Origin of the sequence: Gallalistipes aquisgranensis (assembly GCF_014982715.1) — a bacterium.
Taxonomy (GTDB): Bacteria; Bacteroidota; Bacteroidia; order Bacteroidales; family Rikenellaceae; genus Gallalistipes; species Gallalistipes aquisgranensis.
The window spans coordinates 1-18,542 of record NZ_JADCJY010000001.1 but is presented as its reverse complement, the minus strand read 5'-3'; the positions used below and the strand labels follow the sequence as shown (position 1 = coordinate 18,542).

Annotated in this window: 14 protein-coding genes and 1 rRNA gene; 11 read left to right on the top strand and 4 right to left on the bottom strand. The window is 59.0% G+C overall.

What is annotated here, in order from left to right; translation table 11 throughout:
• Positions 1-1,152, top strand: coding sequence for a CapA family protein (locus tag INF32_RS00075; protein ID WP_226386377.1), 1,152 nt, complete (start codon positions 1-3; stop codon positions 1,150-1,152).
• A gap of 16 nt (positions 1,153-1,168) precedes the next feature.
• Here INF32_RS00075 and INF32_RS00070 read toward each other — a convergent pair whose 3' ends face one another.
• A complete protein-coding gene (locus INF32_RS00070) occupies positions 1,169-2,416 on the bottom strand; it encodes a sialidase family protein (RefSeq protein ID WP_226386376.1) in 1,248 nt (415 codons plus the stop codon).
• Positions 2,417-2,690: 274 nt separating this feature from the next.
• The gene (locus tag INF32_RS00065; RefSeq protein WP_226388069.1) at positions 2,691-3,893 is read right to left on the bottom strand and encodes an aminotransferase class I/II-fold pyridoxal phosphate-dependent enzyme; all 1,203 of its coding nucleotides are present in this window, start codon (positions 3,891-3,893) and stop codon (positions 2,691-2,693) included.
• A 418-nt stretch (positions 3,894-4,311) separates the two neighbouring features.
• Between INF32_RS00065 and INF32_RS00060 the strand changes: the two genes are divergently transcribed.
• The 9 genes from INF32_RS00060 (at position 4,312) to leuB (ending at position 14,851) form a co-directional block, all read left to right on the top strand.
• The gene (locus INF32_RS00060) at positions 4,312-5,169 is read left to right on the top strand and encodes an outer membrane protein assembly factor BamD (protein ID WP_226386375.1); all 858 of its coding nucleotides are present in this window, start codon (positions 4,312-4,314) and stop codon (positions 5,167-5,169) included.
• The gene (locus INF32_RS00055) at positions 5,150-5,488 is read left to right on the top strand and encodes a DNA-directed RNA polymerase subunit omega (protein WP_226386374.1); all 339 of its coding nucleotides are present in this window, start codon (positions 5,150-5,152) and stop codon (positions 5,486-5,488) included. Before INF32_RS00060 ends, INF32_RS00055 begins: the two co-directional genes overlap by 20 nt.
• 12 nt (positions 5,489-5,500) lie before the next feature.
• Positions 5,501-6,700, top strand: a complete 1,200-nt coding sequence (gene coaBC / locus INF32_RS00050) for a bifunctional phosphopantothenoylcysteine decarboxylase/phosphopantothenate--cysteine ligase CoaBC (RefSeq protein ID WP_226386373.1) — start codon at positions 5,501-5,503, stop codon at positions 6,698-6,700.
• A 122-nt stretch (positions 6,701-6,822) separates the two neighbouring features.
• Positions 6,823-8,478: a DNA repair protein RecN gene (gene recN / locus INF32_RS00045; RefSeq protein WP_226386372.1), complete on the top strand. Its 1,656-nt coding sequence runs from the start codon at positions 6,823-6,825 to the stop codon at positions 8,476-8,478.
• A 201-nt stretch (positions 8,479-8,679) separates the two neighbouring features.
• Positions 8,680-10,191 (top strand): 2-isopropylmalate synthase, encoded by a 1,512-nt coding sequence (locus INF32_RS00040; protein ID WP_226386371.1) that lies wholly within the window; start codon positions 8,680-8,682, stop codon positions 10,189-10,191.
• Positions 10,192-10,212: 21 nt separating this feature from the next.
• Positions 10,213-11,616 (top strand): 3-isopropylmalate dehydratase large subunit, encoded by a 1,404-nt coding sequence (gene leuC, locus INF32_RS00035; RefSeq protein WP_226386370.1) that lies wholly within the window; start codon positions 10,213-10,215, stop codon positions 11,614-11,616.
• Positions 11,617-11,628: 12 nt separating this feature from the next.
• Positions 11,629-12,222, top strand: coding sequence for a 3-isopropylmalate dehydratase small subunit (gene leuD, locus INF32_RS00030; RefSeq protein WP_226386369.1), 594 nt, complete (start codon positions 11,629-11,631; stop codon positions 12,220-12,222).
• Positions 12,223-12,228: 6 nt separating this feature from the next.
• A complete protein-coding gene (locus INF32_RS00025) occupies positions 12,229-13,752 on the top strand; it encodes an alpha-isopropylmalate synthase regulatory domain-containing protein (RefSeq protein WP_226386368.1) in 1,524 nt (507 codons plus the stop codon).
• A 34-nt stretch (positions 13,753-13,786) separates the two neighbouring features.
• Complete coding sequence (gene leuB / locus INF32_RS00020; RefSeq protein ID WP_226386367.1) at positions 13,787-14,851, top strand: 3-isopropylmalate dehydrogenase; 1,065 nt, start codon at positions 13,787-13,789, stop codon at positions 14,849-14,851.
• Between the two features lie 131 nt (positions 14,852-14,982).
• Here the strand turns inward: leuB and INF32_RS00015 are convergent, their stop codons facing one another.
• Entirely contained in the window at positions 14,983-15,468 is a 486-nt protein-coding gene (locus tag INF32_RS00015) for a pyridoxamine 5'-phosphate oxidase family protein (protein ID WP_226386366.1), read from the bottom strand.
• A 4-nt stretch (positions 15,469-15,472) separates the two neighbouring features.
• Positions 15,473-17,728 carry a glycoside hydrolase family 31 protein gene (locus INF32_RS00010; RefSeq protein ID WP_226386365.1) on the bottom strand — a complete coding sequence of 752 codons (2,256 nt, stop codon included), beginning with the start codon at positions 17,726-17,728 and terminating at the stop codon, positions 15,473-15,475.
• Between the two features lie 692 nt (positions 17,729-18,420).
• Here INF32_RS00010 and INF32_RS00005 point away from each other — a divergent pair.
• A 16S ribosomal RNA gene (locus tag INF32_RS00005) occupies positions 18,421-18,542 on the top strand; the annotation flags it as partial.

Below are 18,542 nucleotides of genomic sequence, written 5' to 3'. Positions count from 1 at the left end.
ATGAAAACGCCGCCTGCGATCCTGCGTCCCCTTTGCTGCCTTCTCCTCTCCGCCTCGCTGGCCGGATGCGGGGGAAGGACGTCCGAACCGGAAGAGACGGCGAGCGGTGTGTCTCCCGGCGAACCGGAGAAAAAGATCACGCTTCTCTTCGCCGGAGACCTGATGCAGCACATGCCACAGGTGACGGCTGCCCGGCAGGACAGCACGTTCGACTACACCGACTGTTTCCGCCACATCGCACCTTTCTTCCGGCAGGCCGACCTGGTGGTGCTCAATCTGGAAACCACGCTCACGCCCCACTCCGATTACAGCGGCTATCCCCGTTTCGCCTCCCCTCCGTCGCTGGCCCACGCGATCCGCAGGGCCGGAGCAGACATCGTGACCACAGCCAACAACCACATCTGCGACCGGGGCGGAAAAGGCATCCGTTCCACCCTCGAAACACTCGACGAAGCGGGCTTGCTTTACACAGGCGTCTTCGCCGACAGCACGGACTTCCGCAGACGCCACCCCCTGTACGTCTCGGCGAACGGCATCGGGATCGCCCTGCTCAACTACACTTACGGCACCAACGGACTTCCCGTACCGCACGGCATCATCCTCAACGGCATCGACACGACACGTATCGCCGAAGACCTGCGCCGTATCGACCGCACGAAAGCCGACCACGTCGTCGCTTTCTTCCACTGGGGGGAGGAGTACTCCCGCCGGCCGAACCGGCAGCAGAGGGAACTGGCCGTATGGTGCCATGCCCGGGGTGCCGACCTGGTGATCGGGAGCCATCCGCATGTCTTGCAGCCGATCGAGACACTGCTGCGGGCGGACAGCACGCCCGGCGGGGTGACGGCCTATTCGCTGGGCAATTTCGTCTCCAACCAGCGGAAACGGTACACCGACGGAGGCATCGTCCTGCGGATCGAAATCACACACCGGGACTCACTGCCGCCCGCCTACCGCACGGACTACCTGCTCACCTGGGTACATACCCCGTGGGAAGCGGGCCGGAGAAGATACCGCATCCTCCCCTCCTACGTGGCCGACACCCTGCTCCGCCACGATCCGGCTGCCGAAACCGCCTACCGTAAATTCGTGTCGGACAGCCGGACATTGCTGGACGGCCGCCCATTTGTCGGAGAGATCGCCTCGCCGTGAAGAAGGGGAATCCGCCCTATTTCACGGAAGGTTTCAAGGGAATTTCCCTGCGTTTGAGGGCATCCTGTCCGCCGGTCAGCCATCGGAGATCGAACGTAACGAAATTCATCTGCCGGTTGCGCTTGTCGTCCCCTTCCAACGCTCCTCCTTCGTACAGACAGTGGATCATCCCGTCAGGCGTGACGGCCAGATCGGAATACCCCGCGATACCGGGATCGATCACCTTCGAGACGGGCCAGGTCACCCCTTCGTCGTAACTCATCCGCACGGTCAGATTGGCCCGGCGACGTCCCGGAGCCGAACGGGGCGTAATGCGGCGCGGAGCCACCCACGGATCATAACGGCTGTCCGGATTGCAGAACAGAATCCGGTTGCGGGACTGGAAAGGCCGCATCGTATAACGGCACATGCTGCCGTAACAGATCGGTTCGAAAAAAGCGTCCTCGAAACGCGGCCTTTCCCACCGGGATGCCCCGTCCGGACTGCAGGTCACCACCCGGCGGTAATTGACCGACTCGTTGCGCGAATTGAACATCACCCGGCCGTCGGCCAGCTCCAGGCAGGAGGTTTCGTTCGGAATCACGATCGTATCGTTGTCCGGTACGGCCACCTCGCCCGGCAGCCAGGTCCGACCGTGATCGTCGCTGTATATCGACACGACGATCGAGGGCCGATGCCCGATCTTCGAGCGCCCGAACTCTTTCCGTCCGCCCGTAGACAACCAGCACGGCACCACCAGACGGCCGCTGCGCAATTGTATGCCGTGCCCCGGACCGGGCGCCGCCACGAGCCAGTCGTAGGCGCTGCGGAACCCCTCCAGCGTCGCCGTAATATCCACGGGAGCGGACCACGTCAGTCCGTTGTCCGACGTGCTCGTGCAGTAAATCCGCTCGTAGTCGATCTGATAAACCAAATGCACCTGCCCGGTACGGTAGTCGGCGATGGGCGTGGCATTGTCGCACGACGCTCCGTCGGGCCGGTGGACGATCACCCGCATCGAATCCCAGGTACGTCCCGCATCGGTACTGCGACGCAGGGCGATGTCGATCGGATCGTGGTCGAACCCCTTCCCTTTGCGCGCCGAACAGAACGCGAGCAATACGCCGTCCGGGGAGGTCACGAGCGAAGGAATCCGGAAGTTGAAATACCCCACCTGTCCCGCCGCGAAAAGCGACTGCACCCGAAAAGTCCCCTCCGGCTGCCTCTGTGCCACCCCTGCCGCACACAGGCAGGTCAATAAGAAAAGTGCGATCGTCCGTCTCATCTCTGTTTCATTTTCATACCGCACGGGCCATCCCGCACGGTAGCATTAATAATCACATTTATCATACAAATATACGGATTCCGGCACGAAAAACCAATACCGGCAAGCCATAATCCGAACCGACACCTGCCACTCTTTCGTCCGCGCCGATACAACCCTGATGAAAGGCAGTTTTCCGAAACCCGCAAAGTCCCCCGTATCCGGCCGGCCGGAGAAACAAAACGGGGGTATCCGCATTCCGGACACCCCCGTCGGGTGGAACGCTTCCGTATCTCTATTTGTCTGCCATATCGGGCATCGGCTTGCGGTATTCGCCTGCCTCCAGCTTCGAACGGATGGCGCTGAAACAGTCGAGCGTGTACTCCACGTCCTCGAGCGTATGGGCCGCCGTAGGGATGATACGCAGGATCATCTCTCCTTTCGGAATCACGGGATAGACCACGATCGAACAGAACAGGTTATGGTTCTCGCGCAGATCGACCACGAGGTTCGTAGCCTCCGGAATATCGCCCTTCAGGTAGACCGGCGTAACGGGAGAGAGCGTGCCGCCGATGTCGAATCCCCGGTCACGGAATCCCTTCTGCAACGCACGGGTGATCTCCCACAGCTTCTCCTGATACTCGGGATGCTTCTTTATCAGCTCCAGCCGCTTGAAAGCACCCATCACCATCGGCATCGGAAGCGACTTGGCATAGGTCTGCGAACGCATGTTGTAGCGCAGATAGTCGATGATATACTTATGCGAAGAGACGAATGCACCGATACCGGCCATCGATTTGGCGAACGTATTGAAGAGCACGTCCACGCCGTCCGTCACGCCGAAGTGCGAAGCCGTACCGCGTCCGCCCTCGCCCATCGTACCGAAGCCGTGGGCATCGTCCACCAGCAGACGGAAATCGAACTCCTTCTTCAACGCCACGATTTCGTCCAGCTTGCCCAGGTCGCCCTTCATGCCGAAAACGCCCTCGGTAATCACCAGAATACCCCCTTTGGTCTCGGCAGCCACCTTGACCGCATGGCCCAGCTGCTTGCGCAGGCTCTCCATGTCGTTGTGGGCGAAGACGAACCGTTTTCCCCGGTGCAGGCGAAGCCCGTCGATGATGCAGGCGTGCGCCTCCGCATCGTACACGACCACATCGGCCGGCGTGAGCAGGCAGTCGATGATCGAGATCATGCCCTGATAACCGTAATTGAGCAGGAAGGCATCCTCCTTGCCCACGAACTCGGCCAGCTGGCGCTCCAGTTCCTCGTGATACTTGGTCTGCCCGCTCATCATGCGGGCCCCCATCGGAGCAGCCATGCCGAACTTCGCGGCACCCTCGGCGTCCGCCTTGCGCACCTCGGGATGGTTGGCCAGACCGAGGTAGTTGTTCAGACTCCAGTTGAGCACCTCGCGTCCGCGGAACATCATGCGGGGGCCGATCTCGCCCTCCAGCTTGGGGAACGAAAAATACCCGTGGCTCTTCTTCTGATACATACCAATCGGGCCGCCGGCATTCTTCTCTATTCTTTCAAAAATATCCACAACAGTAAGTTTTTATGTATGATTAGTTCTTTCGATATTCCCTGCGGGAAAAAGCCACACAAATCTACGAACATTTTTCTTCCCGTCTAAATAATTCGGACTATTTCTTACCGGAAAGAGGCTCTGGGCCACGCAAATAAGTATTAATACCTACGCCCGGAACGACAGGGAGAGGGAACGCACGCGGCTTTGCGGCCGCGGGCCCCGCCCGATTCGGCGCCACCGCCCTTCACACAGCGGCGGACGGGCCCGGACCCGGAGATAAAAAAAGCAATAATATTTTTTTCTATACGTTAAAAATACATAACTTTGCACGGATTATCCCCTTACGTGTGCAAGCAAACGCAGTGAAATGACAAACGGAAAATTCTTGAAGACGCTCCTGGTATCCGCATCGGCAGCGGTACTGTTGGGTTGCAGCGGGTACAACAAACTGATCAAGAGCGGCGACCACGAGCTGATGTACAAAAAGGCGCTGGAGTATTACGACGCCCAGAAATACCAGCGCACCCTGCAGTTGCTGGAAGAGGTTTCGCCGTTTTACAGCAGCACCACACGCGAGGACACCGTTCTTTACTACACGGGCGCCGCACATTACAAGATGGGGGACTTCGAATCGAGCGGGGCGATCTTCGACGATTTCCGCCGCCGTTTCGGCCGCAGCCCGTTCATCGAGGACGTGGAGTATATGTATGCCAAAGGGTTCTACTTCTCCTCCCCCTCGCCCGAACGGGACCAGACGACCACCCAGCAGGCGCTGATCGCCATCAACGAATACCTCGACCGCTATCCCAACAGCGTGAAGAAGGAGACCCTGCTCAAAAACATCGAGGAGCTGAAACTCAAACTGTACGACAAATCGTTCATCAACGCCCGTTCCTACTACACGATAGGCCGCTATAAATCCGCCGTCGTGGCCCTCAAGAACGCGCTGAACCGGTATCCCGAAACACCCCACCGCGAGGAGTTGCTCTACCTGACCGCCAAGTCGAGCTACCTGCTGGCGAAGAACTCCCTGCCGCATCTCCAGCGCGACCGGTACCTCGACATGATGGACGCCTACTACAACTTCGCATCGGAATTTCCCGACAGCCGGTACAAAAAGGAACTGGACCGGATGCAGGCCGAGGCGAAAGACTATCTGGCCCGGCACGACCCGGAGGCGGCCGATCCGAACACAAAGAACAATAAAGACAACACACAGGATAATGGAGACAAAAAAGAGTAACATTCCCAACAACACCGTCACCCGCAAGCTGACCGATCTGGATGCCCCCACGGGCAACATATACGAGTCGGTCGTGATCATCGCCCGCCGGGCCAACCAGATCGCCTCCGACCTGAAACAGGAGCTCACGCGCAAACTGGCCGATTTTTCGAGCACCAACGATTCGCTGGAGGAGACTTTCGAAAACCGCGAGCAGATCGAGATTTCGCGTTACTACGAGCGGATGCCCAAGCCGGCCATCATCGCAACGGAGGAGTTTCTGGAGGGGAAGGTCTATTTCCGCGAAAACAAACCCGAAGAACAGCCCGCCCAGGAGTAACGCCATAGGGAAATGCTCCGCGGGAAACACATACTGCTGGGAGTGACCGGCAGCATAGCGGCCTATAAAGCCGCCATACTGATCCGGACGCTGGTACGGGAAGGCGCCGAGGTCCGCGTGGTGATGACCCCGCTGGCCAAGGAGTTCATCACGCCCCTGACGCTGGCCACCCTTTCGCGCCATCCGATCCTGGTCGATTTCTTCGATCCGGAGGACGGTCGCTGGAACAGCCATGTTTCGCTGGGCGAGTGGGCGGATGCCTACGTCATCGCTCCCGCCACAGCCAACACGCTGGCCAAAATGGCCTGCGGGATCGCCGACAACCTGCTGCTGACCACCTATCTGTCGGCCCGGTGTCCGGTGTTCGTCTCCCCCGCGATGGATCTGGACATGTATGCCCATCCCGCGACCCGGGCGAATCTGGACAAACTGCGCGGCATGAAGGTCACGGTCATCGAGCCGGGCGAAGGCGAACTGGCCAGCGGACTGGTCGGAAAGGGTCGTATGGCCGAACCGGAAGAGATCGCAGAGGCGGTCGGCACCTGGTTCCGGAATCAAAAAAAAAAGAACCTGCACGGTAGGCGGCTGATGGTCACCGCCGGTCCCACGAGGGAGGCGATCGACCCGGTACGCTACATCTCGAACCACTCTTCCGGGAAAATGGGATATGCGCTGGCCGAAGAACTGGCCGCACGCGGAGCCGAAGTGTACCTCGTGACGGGACCGACGAACCTTCCGGTCGGAAAGGGCATTCACCGCATCGACACGGTATCGGCGCAGGAAATGTATGAAAAAGCGTGCGAGATTTTCCCGCAGACGGACGGTGCGGTCATGTGTGCAGCGGTAGCCGACTATACCCCCGCCGAAGTGAGCGACCGGAAAATCAAGAAAGAGGACGGAAGCTGGTCGCTGGAACTCCGCCCCACCCACGATATTGCGGCCGAGCTGGGCCGGATCAAGGAGAACCGGCTGTTGGTCGGCTTCGCTCTGGAGACCGATCACGAACGGCTGAACGCACGGTCGAAACTCGAACGCAAACGGTTCGACTTCATCGTATTGAATTCGCTCCGGGACGCCGGAGCGGGTTTCGGCGTAGATACCAATAAAATCACGATTCTGGAACGGGACGGCTCCTGCACCGATTATCCGCTGAAAAGCAAGCGCGAAGCGGCCGGAGACATCGCGGACAAGATCGAAAAGTATCTGTCGTAAATCCGGCCCCGCCCGCAAGGCGGAAATAAGGAGGCACGAAGTAACGGCATACCTTAAATAATATAACATGCGGCCGTCCCGACCGGAAGGCCGTAAGGGAACGAGAGAGAGAAAACGACGCCATGTTACGAAGGTTATCGGTTGAAAATTACGCACTGATCGACAAACTGGACCTGGAACTCACCGAAGGGCTGAACATCGTCACGGGAGAGACCGGAGCCGGAAAGTCGATCCTGTTGGGGGCCCTTTCCCTGCTGCTGGGCAGCCGGGGAGAAGGGAGTATACTCGGCGAAGGAGACCGTAATTGCGTAGTGGAAGGAGTTTTCGAAATCGAAGGATACGGACTGGAAGAGTTTTTCGGGGAGAACGACCTCGAATACGATCCGCAGACCGTGATTCGGAGGATCGTCACCCCGGCAGGCAAGAGCCGGGCCTACGTGAACGACCTGCCCGTACAGCTCGCCATGCTCCGGGAATTGGGCGGACGCCTGATCGACATACACTCCCAGCACCAGAGTCTGATGCTGGGCAGCGACGATTTCCGCACCCGGATCGTAGACGGAGTGGCAGGCCATGAAAACCTGACGGAACGATACAAAAAAGAATATGGAGCACTGAAGGACGCAGAGAAGGAGTTGGCCCGTCTGCAGGAGGAGGCCGCAGGAAGCCGCCGGGACGAGGAGTATCTCCGGTTCCAGACGGAACAGCTCGCCGCCGCCGCTCTCCGGGAGGGTGAACAGGCCGAACTGGAAGCGCAGTTGGCCGAACTCTCCCATGCGGGACAGATACAGGAAGCGCTGGTCCGCTCGGCCGAGACGCTCGGCGAGGAAGAGACCGGTGTCCTGTCCCGCCTCAAGGCGATCGAGCAGGAGTTCCGGCGCATCGCGCAGGTCTACGCGCCCGCTCCCCGGATCGGGGAACGCATCCACTCGTCACTGTTGGAACTGCGCGACCTGGAGAGCGAGCTGAGCAGTGAAGCGGACCGGATCGAAGCCGATCCGGAGCGTCTGGCCCGAGTCGAAAGCCGCCTGAACCTGATCTACGACCTGCAACAGAAACACCGAGTGAACAGCGTCGAGGAACTGATCGGACTGTACAACGAATACGCCGCCCGGCTGGCGAAGATCACCGGAAGCGACGAGGAGATCGCCGGTACGGAACGCCGCATCGCCGCCCTCCGGGAAAACGCCCGCAAAACCGCCGGACAGATCAGCGCGGGACGCCGGAAAGCGGGGGCCGCCATCGAGGAGCACCTGCGGAAAACGCTCTCCGAACTGGGAATGCCCTCCGTCTCCTTCACTGTGGAGATCACCCCTGACGGAGAACTCACCCCGTCGGGCACCGATACGATACGGTTCCTCTTTTCGGCCAACCGGAACATGGCCCCGCAACCCGTCGAGAAGGTGGCTTCGGGAGGCGAAATTTCACGGGTCATGCTGGGGATCAAATCGTTCGTAGCCAGCCGGTCCAAGTTGCCCACCATCATTTTCGACGAGATCGACACCGGCGTGTCGGGCCGTATCGCCGACGCGATGGGCCGCATCATCGCCGCTTTGGGCGAACACATGCAGGTGGTCAACATCACCCACCTGCCGCAGGTGGCCTCCAAAGGCGAGGCCCACTTCTTCGTCTACAAGGAGGAGTTCGCAGGAGGTATCCGCACCCGCATCCGGCGCCTGGGGGCCGACGAACGAATTACCGAAATCGCCAAGATGCTGAGCGGAAGCACCGTGACGGATGCAGCCCTGGCACAGGCCCGACTATTGCTAAAAGTATAATTCCGGCTTCGATGACGTTATTTATCCTATTTTGTCGTCGTAGCCTTACGGCGGCAAAACGGGGCCCCGTACCCCTGCGTGAAGAGATATTTTAAAAAATTTTGTTTTTGCGGTCGTAATTTATATTTTTGCATTTATGCGCCTTTTTTAACAAAAGATATAAATTCGCACATCGACACAATATGACCAAACGATAAGACTATGAGCGAGAAATTGTATGTATTCGACACCACCCTTCGCGACGGCGAACAGGTTCCGGGCTGTCAGTTGAACACGGTCGAAAAGATCGAAGTGGCCCGTATGTTGGAAAACCTGGGGGTGGACATCATCGAGGCGGGATTCCCGATCTCCAGCCCCGGCGATTTCCATTCCGTACAGGAAATATCGAAGGCCGTTTCCCTACCTACGATTTGCGCTCTGACCCGTGCCGTCAAAAAGGACATCGACGTGGCGGCCGACGCCCTCTCCTATGCCAGGCACAAACGGATTCACACGGGAATCGGCGTGTCGCATTTCCACATCTACGACAAACTGAAATCGAACCCGGAAGAGATTCTCCGGCGGGCGGTCGAAGCCGTGAAATACGCGAAAAAATATGTGGAGGACGTGGAGTTCTACGCCGAAGACGCCGGACGGGCCGACAACGAGTACCTGGCCCGCGTGATCGAAGCGGTCATCAAGGCCGGGGCGACGGTGGTGAACATTCCCGACACGACGGGCTACTGCCTTCCGCAGTTCTACGGCGAGAAAATCAAATATCTGGTGGACCATGTGGCGGGTATCGAGAAGGCGATCATCTCCACCCACTGCCACAACGACCTGGGCATGGCCACGGCCAACACCCTCGCCGGCATCCTGAACGGGGCCCGTCAGGCCGAGGTGACGCTGAACGGCATCGGCGAGCGGGCCGGCAACACCTCGCTCGAAGAGGTGGTGATGACCCTGCGCTGCCACAAGGACATCGACGTCGACACAGGGATCAATTCGAAGCTCATCACCAAAGCCAGCCACCTGGTGTCGAGCCTGATGAACATGCCCGTCCAGCCCAACAAGGCGATCGTGGGGCGCAACGCATTCGCCCACTCGTCGGGCATCCACCAGGACGGAGTGCTCAAGAACCGGGAGAATTACGAAATCATCGACCCGAAAGAGGTGGGGGTAGACGAATCGGTGATCGCCCTCACGGCCCGCAGCGGCCGGGCGGCGCTGAACCACCGGCTCGAACTGCTCGGATACCGGCTGGAACAGGCCGAGCTGGACAGCGTGTACGAGAAATTCCTCAAACTGGCCGACACGAAGAAGGATATCCGCGACGACGACCTGCTCTATCTCGTAGGCGACATCGCAGCCGTCAAGGAGAACCACATCAAACTGAAATACCTCCAGGTCATCACCGGCACGCTCGTTCCGACCGCCACGGTCGTGGTGAAGTTCGGCGAGCGGGAGATCATGGCCACCAGCACGGGCAACGGTCCGGTGGATGCGGCCGTCACCGCCGTCAAAAGCATGATAAACGAGGAGGTTTTCATCTCCGAATTCCTCCTGCAGGCGATGACCCGGGGCTGCAACGACGTGGGCCGCGTGCATCTCCAGATCCGCCGGGGCGAACACATGGTACACGGCTTCGCGGCCCACACCGATATCGTGCGGGCCGCCGTGGAAGCCTTCATCGACGGACTGCGCAAACTGAACGTAACGGACAAAAAAGAATAACGACACACTAACACGAACAAGATGGGAAAGACACTTTTCGACAAAGTCTGGGACGCACACGTCGTCCGCCAGTTGGACGGCGGCCGCAGCGTACTCTATATCGACCGCCACTATATCCACGAGGTCACCTCGCCCGTCGCCTTCCTCGGCCTGCGCAACCGGGGCATCAAGGTGGCCCGTCCGGCACAGACCACGGCCACGGCCGACCACAACGTGCCCACCGTCAACCGCCACCTGCCGATCGAGGACCCGCTTTCGCGCGGCCAGCTGGAAGCGTTCGAAAAGAACTGCGCAGAGAACGGCATCGAACACTTCGGGCTGCACCATCCCAAGCAGGGCGTCGTGCACATCGTGGGACCGGAACTGGGTTTCACCCAGCCGGGCATGACCATCGTCTGCGGCGACAGCCACACCTCGACCCACGGAGCGTTCGGAGCCGTGGCGTTCGGCATCGGCACCTCGGAGGTGGAGATGGTCTTCGCCTCACAGTGTATCCTGCAGCCCAAACCCAAGACCATGCGCATCACGGTGAACGGCCAATTGGGCAGGGGCGTCACTTCGAAAGACGTGATCCTTTATATCATTTCGAAAATATCGGCCTCGGGCGGCACGGGCCACTTCATCGAATTCGCCGGCGAGGCAATCCGCTCGATGAGCATGGAAGCCCGCATGACGGTCTGCAACATGAGCATCGAATGCGGGGCCCGGGGCGGCATGATCGCCCCCGACCAGACCACGTTCGACTACGTGCGCGGACGGGAGAATGCACCCAAAGGGGCCGATTTCGACCGGGCCGTGGAGCGATGGAAGGAACTCTACTCCGATCCGGACGCGCGGTTCGATACCGAATACACGTTCGACGCCGCCGACATCGAACCGATGATCACCTACGGCACCAATCCTGGCATGGGCGTGGGAATCACGGGACGCATCCCCACGGCCGAAGGGCTTTCGGGCAGCGACCGGGTGTCGTTCGACAAGGCGCTGGAATACATGGACTTCAAACCGGGCGACGCCATGCTGGGCAAACGGGTAGACTACGTCTTCGTGGGAAGCTGCACCAACGGGCGGATCGAGGATTTCCGCCTGTTCGCCGAGGCGGTCAAGGGCCGCAGGAAGGCCGACAACGTGACGGCATGGATCGTGCCGGGATCGCGGGCCGTGGAGGCCCAGTGCAAGGCGGAAGGACTGGACAAGGTGCTGAAAGAGGCGGGCTTCGAGCTGAGGGAACCGGGCTGTTCGGCCTGTCTGGCCATGAACGCCGACAAGATTCCGGCCGGCATGTACAGCGTATCGACCTCCAACCGCAACTTCGAAGGCCGCCAGGGCCCCGGAGCGCGCACCCTGCTGGCCGGACCGCTGGTGGCCGCAGCGGCAGCCGTAAGCGGCGTGATCGCCGATCCCCGCGAATTGTTCAACCTGTAAAACGAAGAGACCATGTCCATTCCCAAATTCAAAAAACTGGTTACGGGAGCCGTTCCCGTCAACATCGAAAATATCGACACCGACCAGATCATTCCGGCCCGCTTTCTGAAAGCCGTGGAGCGCAAGGGATTCGGAGACAACCTGTTCCGCGACTGGCGCTATGACAAGAGCGACCGGAAGATCGGTTCGTTTCCGCTGAACGACCCGAAATACTCGGGCGAAATACTGGTCGGGGCGAAGAACTTCGGCTGCGGTTCCTCGCGCGAACACGCCGCCTGGGCCATTTTCGACTACGGTTTCCGCGTGGTGGTGTCGAGCTTCTTCGCCGACATCTTCCGCAACAACGCGCTCAACAACGGTCTGCTGCTCGTCCAGGTAAGCGAGGAGTTCCTGCAAAAGGTATTCGCCGCCATCGAGACCGATCCGAAAGCACGGTTCACGGTCGATCTGGAGAGCCAGACCTTCACGCTCCCTTCGGGCGAAAGCACCCGGTTCGAGATCGACGCCTATAAAAAAGAGTGCCTGCTCAACGGATACGACGACGTGGATTACCTGCGGAGCATCCGCCCCGAAATAGAGGCTTTCGAACAGCGCCGCCAAGCCTGACCGCCGATGATCGAGATCATGGATACCACCCTGCGCGACGGGGAACAGACCTCGGGTGTATCGCTTTCGGCCCGGGAAAAGCTCGGTATCGCCCGGCTGCTGCTGGAAGGGGTATGCGTGAACCGGATCGAGGTGGCATCGGCCCGGGTGTCGGAAGGAGAGTTCGCCGCCGTACGGCTCATTACCGAATGGGCCGCCCAGCGGGGGCGTCTCGACCAGATCGAAGTGCTGGGATTCGTGGACGACGGAGTATCGATCCGCTGGCTCTCCGAGGCGGGTTGCCGGGTGATGAACCTGCTGTGCAAAGGGTCGCTCAAACACTGCACGGGGCAGTTGGGAAAGACGCCCGAAGAGCATCTGGCCGACATCAGACGGTCGATCGCCCGGGCGGCCAAAGCGGGGATTGCCGTCAACATCTACCTCGAAGACTGGTCGAACGGCATGCTCCATTCGCCGGACTATGTGACCGCGATGCTCGACGGACTGAAGGATGAACCTGTGAAGCGGTTCATGCTGCCTGACACGCTGGGTATCCTCAATCCCTACAACACGGAACAGTGCTGCCGCCGGATGACGGAGCGGTATCCGGAGCTACATTTCGACTTCCATCCCCACAACGACTACGACCTGGCCGTGGCGAATGCGGCCGCGGCCGTAAGGGCGGGTATCCGGGGCATCCACACCACGGTGAACGGCCTGGGCGAACGGGCGGGAAACGCCCCGCTGTCGAGCGTCGTGGCCGTCCTGCACGACCAGTGCGGAGAGCGCACCACGGTGGTCGAACAGGAGATCAACCACCTGAGCCGCATGGTGGAGACCTACACGGGCATCCACATCCCGGCCAACAAACCGGTGGTGGGCGAGAACGTTTTCACCCAGTGCGCGGGCATCCATGCCGACGGAGACAACAAGAACAACCTCTATTTCAACGACCTGCTGCCCGAAAGGTTCGGCCGCGTACGCGAATACGCGCTGGGCAAGACTTCGGGGAAGGCCAATATCCGCAAGAACCTGGAGGCGCTCGGCATCGAACTGGACGAACAGTCGATGCGCAAGGTGACCGAACGGATCATCGAATTGGGCGATAAAAAAGAGATGGTCACCCCGGAGGACCTGCCCTACATCATCGCGGACGTGCTCAAGCAGGAGCTGCACGAAAACAAGGTGACGATCCTGAACTACCGGCTGTCGCTGGCCCACGGCCTGAAACCGGTGGCCACGCTCAAGATACGGATCAACGACCAGGAGTACGAGGAGACTTCGGTGGGCGACGGACAATACGACGCCTTCGTGAAGGCGCTCCGCAAGATTTACAAAACGACGCTCAAACGCGATTTCCCGATGCTGAAAAACTATTCGGTGAGCATCCCGCCCGGCGGACGGACAGACGCTTTCGTACAGACGATCATCACCTGGGAGTATCGCGGCGAAACCTTCAAAACCCGCGGGCTGGATGCCGACCAGACCGAAGCAGCCATCAAGGCGACCCTGAAAATGCTCAACAGGATCGAAAACCGGGCAACGGCATGACATTCCATCGACAAACCAAACGGAACAGAGAGATATGAATCTGAAAATCGCGCTTCTGCCGGGAGACGGCATCGGCCCCGAGATCGTGGGCGAAGCGGTGAAGGCGCTCGACGCCGTAGCCGCCCAATACGGTCATACGTTCACCTATGAAAAGGCGCTGGTAGGCGCCTGTGCCATCGACGTCACAGGCGATCCCTACCCCGCCGAGACGCACGAAGTATGCGAGGCGGCGGACGCCGTGCTCTTCGGTGCCATCGGCGACCCCAAGTACGACAACAACCCGGCGGCGAAAGTACGCCCCGAACAGGGACTGCTCCGGATGCGCAAATCGCTGGGACTTTACGCCAATCTGCGTCCGCTGGCGGTATTCGACTCGCTGGCCCACCGCTCGCCGCTCAAGACGGAGATCGTGAAGGGTGCCGATTTCCTCTGCGTGCGCGAACTGACGGGAGGCATGTACTTCGGCCGTCCGCAGGGACGCAGCGAGGATGGAAACACAGCCTACGACACTTGTGTCTACACGCGTGCAGAGGTGGAACGCATCCTGCATCTGGCCTTCAGGCTGGCACAGGGACGGCGCAGACACCTGACTGTAGTGGACAAAGCCAACGTGATCGCCACGTCGCGCCTGTGGCGTCAGATCGCCAAGGAGATGGCACCGCAGTATCCGGACGTCGAACTAGAATTCATGTTCGTGGACAATGCGGCCATGCAGATCATCCAGCGCCCTACCTACTTCGACGTCATCGTGACGGAAAACCTCTTCGGCGACATCCTGACCGACGAAGCCAGTGTCATCAGCGGCTCGCTGGGCATGCTGCCCTCGGCCAGCGTGGGATCGAAAGTGGCCCTGTTCGAGCCGATCCACGGCTCCTATCCGCAGGCCGCCGGCAAGAACATCGCCAACCCGATGGCCACGATCCTGTCGGCCGCCATGCTGCTGGAACACGTGGGACTGAAGACCGAAGGTACCGCCATCCGGAGTGCCGTGAACCGCGCCATCGAAGCGGGCGTCGTGACCGAAGACCTCGCGGCAAAGGGCGAAAAAGCCTTCTCCACGACCGAAGTGGGCGATTTCATCGCCAAAAACATCGCCTGAGTTCGGAACGGGACCGTACTGCGGTTCCGGACAAACACACTACAGGGAGGTATAGGCTGTCGGCCTATACCTCCCTGTCATTCGCACCATCCCGGAACACGCCCGCACGGTCCGTTCCACCGGCGAAAGAATCAGCCGACCCGTTTCCGCTTACCGGACATCCGCCCGATGTCGAACCGCAGGACATTCGTCCGATGAAAGGAACGTTCGGCGTACTTCATTCCGGTCGCCAGATCGTCCGGTGAATACTTCTCCAACAACAACTCCAGTGCACGCCACCGCTCCTCCCCGGGAAGATTCATACGGACACGTCCTTCGAGGACAATGCTCTCATAGGCTGTCGTAAACTGGTCCGGAATCACCCGGGTACGTCCCACCACACAGAAAGAGGCCCGGTCGTCCGCAGCAAGCAAATTCAGCTTCCGCCCCTCCGGTGCACAGTGAAAATAGAGAGCCACGGCACCGTCCCAGACATAACTGACCGGAATTCCGTAAGCGCCACCACCCTCGGCGGCCATCGAAAGCACTCCGTACTCTCCCTCCCGCAGCAAAGCGAGGGCTTCAGGCTCCCCCAACAGGCGGTCCCTCCGCCGCACGGTATCGTTATCGTACATCATAAAGCTATTGATAAGGATCAGTCAGAGTGATCTCCACCGGTCTCCGGATCGAACGCCGGGGAACGTCGATGCAGGGCATTCCCCTGTCATTCACCGAAATCTTCGTCCGGCGGCCGTCGATCCGGGCCACGGCACGGGACGAAAGGCCCGGCAATTCGATCCGGTAACTGCGCTCGGCCGGCTGTCCCTCGTATTCGCCTTCGGCAGCCCCGACAGTAACGGTCAGTCCTCCGTCCGAAAGCCTGTACCGCAACGGAGTGAGGGCGTAACGGCCGCGCGTGTAGTCGAGCGAGAGTCCGTCGTCCTCGTACAGTTCGTAACCGTTGTCCGCACCGGGCCCGCCAGGATAGCACCGCACGATCAGCGTGTCGATCCGGGCCGTCGCCATACGGGGTGTATAGGGCTGCATGGGCAATGGATAGCCACCTTTCACATACACCGGAAACTCGTTCAGGGGAGCGGACACCGTATGTTTCGTTCCTCCCTCGAAACGCCGCCCGGTAAACAGATCGTACCAACTGTCCCCGACGGGAAACCAGACCGTCTGTTCGGCCACCCGGTCGGGGCCCTTGCCGGGCGAGGCGATCGGCGCCGTCAGCACCAGATCGCCCAGCAGGTACTCCTGCGGATTGCGGTAAGCCTCCTCCACGCGGGGATAGTCGATATAAAGCGCCCGGGTCAACGGCACCATCTCCCGATGCACCTGCCAGAGACTGCTGTATATATAGGGCATCATTTCGGAACGGAAATGATAGGCCCGCCGCATCGACTCGGTCGCCTGCCTGCCCCACACCTCGTTCCACGGACGACGGTCGGGAGCGGAAGAACTGGAATGTACACGCAGCGAAGAACTCACGGCCCCGAACTGCGTCCAGCGGGCATACATTTCGGGATCGTCCCCGTTATAATGGCCACCCAGGTCGTGTGCCCAGAAAAAACATCCGGCATTGCCGCTGGTTGCGGTCATCTCCACCTGGAAAGCGATCATCTCCCAACTGGCATAGGTGTCGCCCGAAAACTGGATCGGATACCGCTGAGTGCCCCAACCGCCCCAGCGGCTGTACAAGGCTCCGCGCAGCCCGTCTTTCAGCGAATGACGGTAATACAGGTGATTGAGCCAAGGCAGATGGCGCATCCGGGTGCCCCTCACCCACGGCTGAATATAGTTCTGCTGCCAGTCGAGCCACCAGAAGGCCGCCCCGATTTTCTCGTTGGGTTCCAATGCGTACCGAAAGAAATTTTCCATGTATTTCCGGTCTCCGGCATCGAACAGCAGACTCCTGCCTTCGGCCGGGTCCTCTCCCATGGCCCGCATGAAACCGTCGTATCCCTCTTCGTGGGGCCGGATACCGTCGGCCGGATGGTCGTTCAGCGGCACATAAATATGTTCCTTACGGAACTCTGCCAGCAATCCCGCCGGATCGGGAAACTGCTTTCTGTTCCACGTATATCCTGTCCACGAAAGACGTCCTCCGTGTCCGCTGCCGACTTTGGCATCCATCGTATGCCAGTCCATGTCGAAAACCAGCACATCGAGCGGAAAGTCGTGCTCTCGGTATTCCCGGACGATCCGGCGGTAGTCGTCGGCACTGTAATTGTAGAACCGGCAGTACCACGCCCCGTGCATATACTTCCGGTTCATCGGCGCCCGGCCGCTGATCGCGCCCAGCGAACGCAGGGCGGAACGGTAGTCCGTACCGTATATGAAAACATAGTAGTCCTGCACATGTGCCTTGCTCGGTTCCGCGATCCAACCGTCCACCAGGCGTTCCTTGCCGGTATCGTCGATCATATAATAACCGTCCCGGGAGAGCAATCCCTCGTCCAGTTCCGTCCGGCCGTCAATGTTGTCGAGCGTGGCGATCGCCCCGCGCAGATTGTTTTTCGAAGGGAAAGCGGACTGGCGCACCGTCCACCGGGACGGCTTCTCTCCCCCGTTGTCGAACTCTATCCGGAAATTCATCGCCCCGAAAGGGAAGCCGTCGGCCGTATAGGTAATCGTCATCCGTCCCGTTTCGATCCGGTAACGGTTACCGTCCAGCTTCTCCACGCTGAACGTATCCAGCAGATGGCTCCGGTCGTAGGCGAACATCGTGGGATCGTCGAAAAACTTACCGTCCACGGCATATTCGAGCCGGACCAGACCGTCGGTGATCAACGTAATCCGGTTATTGCCGAACACGAGCGGGTTCGAATGATTTCCGGCCGCGAGGGGACCGAAGACAAAGCAGCACATAAGCAACAGGAATCCTTTTTTCATCAGAAGTCGAAGATTTATTCACTTTCAAAGAGAGTCAGTATAGCAAATGTAATAAAAAAAGAAACCCGTGCCCGGAACATTTCCGAAAAACACACAAAAAAACAGTCGAAAAAAACCGAACAAACAGACAGTTCCTTTCCGTTTCCTGATAAAAAGCCGGGTGCTTCCCCCTAAAAAAACCGATAGGGCCAGAAGCTAATTCATCATTTTTCCTTCATCCGCTGAAGAAAAAGATCGCCGGAACGAAAAGTCGACATCAAGTAAACTCCCCCATGCAGAAAGAATGTTCCGCCAACCGACACACCAGGCAACGAAAAAAAGACATTTTCCCAGTCCGAATAAACACCTGTTTTTTAACCTAATACAAAATTAGGTACAAAAAAACGCAAAAAAAGATCTCCGAATATTTGGAAGTTTAAAACAAAAGTCTCTATATTTGCACCCGCTTTCGCAAAGGAAACAATGCAAAGCAAACGAGTTCTGAAAAATATTTTTTCGTTTTTTTTGAAAAAGTTTTGCAGATTCAAAAAACGTGACTATCTTTGCAACCCGTTTCGATAAGAGACAGGAGTTCAGCAAAAGAACAACGAACGAAATAGGTTCTTTGAGGTATTTGAGCAGCTAAAGTTTATATAGATTTTCAAAAATCAATACCTTTGAAATAAAGCCAAGATTTATAACAAAACATTTTTACAATGGAGAGTTTGATCCTGGCTCAGGATAAACGCTAGCGGCAGGCCTAACACATGCAAGTCGAGGGGCAGCGGATAGAGTAGCTTGCTACTCTTGCCGGCGACCGGCGCACGGGTGCGTA

What these genes read in the sequence shown, in the direction of transcription:
- INF32_RS00075 (WP_226386377.1), top strand. Translation starts at nt 1, where the DNA reads ATGAAAACGCCGCCTGCGATCCTGCGTCCCCTTTGCTGCCTTCTCCTC.
- INF32_RS00070 (WP_226386376.1), bottom strand. Translation starts at nt 2,416, where the DNA reads ATGAGACGGACGATCGCACTTTTCTTATTGACCTGCCTGTGTGCGGCA.
- INF32_RS00065 (WP_226388069.1), bottom strand. Translation starts at nt 3,893, where the DNA reads ATGTATCAGAAGAAGAGCCACGGGTATTTTTCGTTCCCCAAGCTGGAG.
- INF32_RS00055 (WP_226386374.1), top strand. Translation starts at nt 5,150, where the DNA reads ATGGAGACAAAAAAGAGTAACATTCCCAACAACACCGTCACCCGCAAG.
- coaBC (WP_226386373.1), top strand. Translation starts at nt 5,501, where the DNA reads ATGCTCCGCGGGAAACACATACTGCTGGGAGTGACCGGCAGCATAGCG.
- recN (WP_226386372.1), top strand. Translation starts at nt 6,823, where the DNA reads ATGTTACGAAGGTTATCGGTTGAAAATTACGCACTGATCGACAAACTG.
- INF32_RS00040 (WP_226386371.1), top strand. Translation starts at nt 8,680, where the DNA reads ATGAGCGAGAAATTGTATGTATTCGACACCACCCTTCGCGACGGCGAA.
- leuC (WP_226386370.1), top strand. Translation starts at nt 10,213, where the DNA reads ATGGGAAAGACACTTTTCGACAAAGTCTGGGACGCACACGTCGTCCGC.
- leuD (WP_226386369.1), top strand. Translation starts at nt 11,629, where the DNA reads ATGTCCATTCCCAAATTCAAAAAACTGGTTACGGGAGCCGTTCCCGTC.
- INF32_RS00025 (WP_226386368.1), top strand. Translation starts at nt 12,229, where the DNA reads ATGATCGAGATCATGGATACCACCCTGCGCGACGGGGAACAGACCTCG.
- leuB (WP_226386367.1), top strand. Translation starts at nt 13,787, where the DNA reads ATGAATCTGAAAATCGCGCTTCTGCCGGGAGACGGCATCGGCCCCGAG.
- INF32_RS00015 (WP_226386366.1), bottom strand. Translation starts at nt 15,468, where the DNA reads ATGATGTACGATAACGATACCGTGCGGCGGAGGGACCGCCTGTTGGGG.
- INF32_RS00010 (WP_226386365.1), bottom strand. Translation starts at nt 17,728, where the DNA reads ATGAAAAAAGGATTCCTGTTGCTTATGTGCTGCTTTGTCTTCGGTCCC.